The organism is Streptococcus suis (assembly GCF_046032115.1).
Lineage (GTDB): Bacteria > Bacillota > Bacilli > Lactobacillales > Streptococcaceae > Streptococcus > Streptococcus suis_AJ.
Genome location: NZ_JARQOZ010000064.1, coordinates 1 through 4,989, shown reverse-complemented (window position 1 = coordinate 4,989; position 4,989 = coordinate 1). Strand labels below are relative to the sequence as shown.

At 39.5% G+C, this 4,989-nt stretch carries 4 protein-coding genes and 1 tRNA gene; all 5 read right to left on the bottom strand.

Annotated features, from left to right (window positions below):
* Positions 1–396: 396 nt before the first annotated feature.
* Entirely contained in the window at positions 397–585 is a 189-nt protein-coding gene (gene rpmB, locus P7J36_RS11385) for a 50S ribosomal protein L28 (protein ID WP_001140948.1), read from the bottom strand.
* Between the two features lie 391 nt (positions 586–976).
* Positions 977–1,858, bottom strand: a complete 882-nt coding sequence (locus P7J36_RS11380; protein WP_004195761.1) for a class II fructose-bisphosphate aldolase — start codon at positions 1,856–1,858, stop codon at positions 977–979.
* 234 nt (positions 1,859–2,092) lie between these two features.
* A tRNA-Leu gene (locus P7J36_RS11375) sits at positions 2,093–2,178 on the bottom strand.
* Positions 2,179–2,461: 283 nt separating this feature from the next.
* Positions 2,462–4,066, bottom strand: coding sequence for a CTP synthase (locus P7J36_RS11370; protein ID WP_105135722.1), 1,605 nt, complete (start codon positions 4,064–4,066; stop codon positions 2,462–2,464).
* A 192-nt stretch (positions 4,067–4,258) separates the two neighbouring features.
* The gene (rpoE, locus tag P7J36_RS11365; protein WP_011921912.1) at positions 4,259–4,840 is read right to left on the bottom strand and encodes a DNA-directed RNA polymerase subunit delta; all 582 of its coding nucleotides are present in this window, start codon (positions 4,838–4,840) and stop codon (positions 4,259–4,261) included.
* Between the last annotated feature and the right edge of the window lie 149 nt (positions 4,841–4,989).

Genomic DNA, 4,989 nt, shown 5'->3' with positions numbered 1-4,989 from the left:
CTACCCTAAAAAATGCTTGGACTACAAGTCGCCAAGTGAATTTCTTTTGGGTGGCTAAGTTCAACTTGAAATTTGGGTGGATTTTTTAAACACTCTCTATTCTTCCAGTTCGTGATTCCCTTCTTATAGTATCCGTACGAACATGCTCTCTCGTACAATCCCTAATATCAATCCAAGCTTAAATGTTCGACCTTGGAAAAATCTCCCACATCAATACACAGTTCATTTTTGACACGTTCCTTCTTTGTTAACCTTTCAACAACAATGTGAAGAGCTATATAGTTGATATTCTTTCCTGTTTACTATGTAGTGACCGAATTTGCTCCTAATCGACTTTATATCTAGACTATTTTTTCAAAAAACAAAAGTCGCTAGATTTTTCTAACGACTTTGTTATTATACGCGTTCAACTTTGCCTGATTTTAGTGCACGTGCTGAAGCCCAAACTTTTTTAGGTTTACCATCAATCAAAACAGTTACTTTTTGAAGGTTTGGTTTAACTGCGCGTTTAGTTTGGTTCATAGCGTGTGAACGGTTGTTACCTGATACAGTCTTACGACCAGTGAAATAACATACTTTAGCCATTGTATCTTCCTCCTCATTTGATCAAATATATCGGATGTGCTAGCACCACATACCATATTATTCTAACAGAAAAGATTGGACTTGGCAAGAATTATTTTCACTTTCTTTTTTTAAAATATCTATACTCATAGGTAAATATTTTAATACTACAGTTTGCGCACCATCCATAATTCTTCGTTCTCTAAGCTATTACAGTCATGAAAACTTTGGAGCGGTTTATATTTTAATTGTTCTCTGCTCACTTCTATCGTAGATTTCTTCATAGCGAAGAACTAGATCAAACTCAATCAACTACATAACAAAAAGGATTCTCGAAAGAAAATCCTTTTTGGTTTACTCTAAGAAACTTATGCTTTGTTTGCTTGGAATCTGAGATTTCTTCGCAGTTACATTAAGCTTTGTTCGCTGAACCGAATACGTCGATACGCTCTTCAACAGATGCTTGGATAGCTTTCACGCCGTCTGCCAAGAATTTACGTGGGTCAAAGAGTTTTTTCTTATCGTATTCTGCTTCGTTTGCTTCATAAGCCGCTGCAAACTTACGAGTTGCGTTTGCAAATGCGATTTGGCACTCAGTGTTTACGTTAACTTTAGCAACACCCAATTTGATCGCTTCTTGGATTTGTGCATCTGGAATACCTGAACCACCGTGCAATACGATTGGGAAACCTGGTACAGCTTCAGTCAATTTACGCAAGTGGTCAAGGTCAAGACCTTCCCAGTTTGCTGGGTATGGACCGTGAATGTTACCGATACCTGCTGCCAAGAAGTCAATACCAGTTGCAACCATTGCTACTGCGTCTTCAATTGGAGCCAATTCACCAGTACCTACGATACCATCTTCTTCACCACCGATAGTACCAACTTCAGCTTCAACTGAGATACCTTTAGCGTGCGCCAATTCTACAACTTCTTTTGCTTTTGCAAGGTTTTCTTCTACTGGAAGGTGTGAACCGTCAAACATGATAGAAGTGTAACCAACTTCGATACACTCAAGTGCATCTTCGTAGTGACCGTGGTCAAGGTGAATAGCAACTGGAACTGTGATGTTCATTGACTCGATCAAGTTAGCAATCAAGTTGCGAGCTACTTTGTAACCACCCATGTACTTAGCTGCACCCATAGAAGTTTGGATAAGAACTGGAGCTTGTTTTGCTTCTGCTGCACGCAAGATAGCTTGAGTCCACTCAAGGTTGTTTGTGTTAAATCCACCAACTGCATAACCGTTGTCACGCGCTGCTTGGACAAATTTTTCTGCTGAAACTAATGGCATTTCGATAGCCTCCTAATATTTTTTGAGGTTGCACCTCATACTCTTCTATTCTACCATTTTTATTTTGAAAATGCTAGTTGAAACCGTCTAGTTTTGAGAAAACTTTCACATATCTTTTCATGAAAGCCATAATAATGCCTGTTTCGTATCATTCTTGTAATTTATGAACTAGCATATATCGTGCTCTGCACTTATCTGGACAAAGCAAAAGGACTAGCCTTAGCTAGTCCACTATGCGGAGAGTGGGACTTGAACCCACACGACCTAAAGCGGTCACAGGATCCTTAGTCCTGCGCGTCTGCCAATTCCGCCATCCCCGCTTAACACAAGAACTAGTATATCATTAGGAACTATCCTTGTCAACACTTTTTTTGAATTTTATTTTTTATTTTTACTTTTTTGCCAAAACGTATTGATTTAGCTGATTCTTTTGCAACACTCTACTATATAATGATATTGCTTAAAACTGCCTAGACAATGATGTCAGATGGGGTGGTATTTCATATTTTCTTCTATATAAGTACTGACATCTTTTTCGTTTCGTTATATAAAAAAATATAAAAGAAGATTGAATAATCCAATCTTCTTCTATAGTGGTTATACTTATTTTTCATTCTCTATAGCTGCTGAAACAAAGGCTGTATACAAACCTTCAGGGCGATTAGGACGAGATTGTAGTTCTGGATGATATTGGCAGGCAACGAAGAATTTATTTTCTGGAATTTCAACAATTTCTACCAAACGGTTGTCTGGTGACACGCCTGAGAAAACAAAACCTGCTTTTTCAAATTGTTCACGGAATTCATTGTTAAACTCATAACGATGACGATGGCGACGTTGTACAACTTCTTGATTATCATAAGCAGCTGCAGCCTTGGAGCCACGTTTGAGCTTGCTTGGATAAAGACCTAAACGGAGAGTTCCTCCTAAATCTTCCACTCCAATTTGATCACGCATGATGTCAATAATTGGATATTTGGTTTCTGGGTCTAATTCAAAGCTGTTAGCACCATCTAAACCGAGAACGTGACGAGCAAATTCTACACAGGTCAGCTGCATTCCCAAGCAGACCCCTAGCATTGGCACGTCATTCTCACGAGCATAACGAATGGCTTGTATTTTCCCTTCTGTACCACGTTGTCCAAAGCCACCAGGAACGATAATTCCTTGTGCTTGTCCTAGACGTTCAGCTACGTTTTCTGCTGTCAAATCATTTGCATTGACCCAATCCAGTTCGATAGCAGCATCATTTGCATATCCTGAGTGTTTTAGAGCTTCAACTACAGAAATATAGGCATCTTGTAATTCTACATACTTACCAACTAAAGCGATTTTTACTTTTTTCTGGAGATTAAGAACCTTGTTTACCATAGCTGTCCACTCTGTCATATCTGCTGGAGGTACGTCGAGCTTCAAGTGATCGCAAACAATTTGATCCATGTTCTGCGCTTGCATATTTAACGGGATTTGGTAAAGATGTTCGACATCCAAGGACTCAATAACTGCTTCTGGAGCAACATCACAGAATTGTGCCAGTTTATTTTTAATTCCTTGTCCAGCAGGCTGCTCTGTCCGAATTACCAACATGTTTGGCTGAATACCTAGACCACGCAACTCTTTTACAGAATGTTGTGTTGGCTTGGTTTTCATTTCGCCTGCTGCTTTGAGATAAGGCAAGAGTGTTGTATGGATATACATAACATTGTCTGAACCGACATCTGCCTTCATCTGACGAAGCGCTTCAAGGAATGGCAAGCTTTCAATATCACCTACTGTACCACCCACTTCCGTGATGATGACATCTGCATCTGTAGTACGAGCTGCACGCTTGATTTTGTCTTTCAAAGCATCTGTAATGTGTGGAATAACTTGAACTGTTGCCCCTAAGTATTCCCCTTTACGCTCTTTACGGAGGACTTCGCTATAAATTTTACCTGTTGTAACATTTGAATATTTGTTCAGGTTAATGTCGATGAAACGCTCATAGTGCCCAAGGTCCAAGTCGGTTTCTGCACCGTCATCCGTCACAAAAACTTCACCGTGTTGATACGGACTCATTGTTCCTGGATCAATGTTGATGTATGGATCAAATTTTTGGATTGTTACCTTGAGACCTCGGTTCTTCAATAAACGACCTAGACTGGCTGCTACGATCCCTTTGCCGATAGAGGAAACAACACCACCTGTTACAAAAATATACTTTGTCATGCAAACTCCTTTTCTACGATTCAGGCTAACAGGAAGCGATTTGTGGGGATACTTCCTGTTAACTTGAAGAAAAAACAAAAATAGCTCCCTATCGCTAGGGAGCTCCGACCTCAAAAGAGGTGCCCGATAATATCTTATCGTAATTTGGTAGTCTTGTCAAATTATTTTTAAGAATCTATGGGGATATAATTCTTATTCGTCGACGACCTCTTCATCTGAATACTCATCGTCATCTTCACCTAAATCAACATCCTCTTCATCCAATTCGTCATCTGGAATAATTTCGTTGATCTCTGAATCATAAGACTCAACTTCATCTTTTTCATCATCTGGATTTTCATCATCGTATTCTGATGATACACTACCTGGATAGTTGTCCTCATCTTCCGGATCGTCATGTCCGTAGTCAATCGCATCATCATCACCGTCCATAAAGGCATTGACGCGTTTCTTCTTGCGTTTTGGTGCATCTTCATCATCTTCTTCAAGAGTGATTACTTCTTCGTCGATCTCATCGATTGCGTACCAAGAACGTAATCCCCATTTGTTTTCGCCAAGTGGAATGAAGCTTCCATCCACATTCAAATCAGAATAGAAGGTTGGGAGGGCTGCGCGAATCTCGCTGTTTGATTTTTCAAGGTAGTTTTGAATTTCATTGACCAAGTCGTTGAAATACATTTCGTTGTCACGTCCACGTTCTTCCAAAATAGCACGGGCTACTTCAATCATGGAAAGTTCGCTTTTTTCTTGTCCTGCAAATACGTTAAGTTCCAAGGCTGTTCTCCTTTTTTGTCTTTCCTTTCTATTTTACGCTAAAAAAGGCAAATAGTCAAAGATAATCTTTATCCGAATCATTCCCGTAGTTCGTATTTTATCCAATTTGTTACCGTCCAAAAGAGGATAGTGACGACTTTCCTTATCTC

Coding starts and splice junctions, on each gene's coding strand:
- rpmB (WP_001140948.1), bottom strand. CDS start 585: ATGGCTAAAGTATGTTATTTCACTGGTCGTAAGACTGTATCAGGTAAC.
- P7J36_RS11370 (WP_105135722.1), bottom strand. CDS start 4,066: ATGACAAAGTATATTTTTGTAACAGGTGGTGTTGTTTCCTCTATCGGC.
- P7J36_RS11380 (WP_004195761.1), bottom strand. CDS start 1,858: ATGCCATTAGTTTCAGCAGAAAAATTTGTCCAAGCAGCGCGTGACAAC.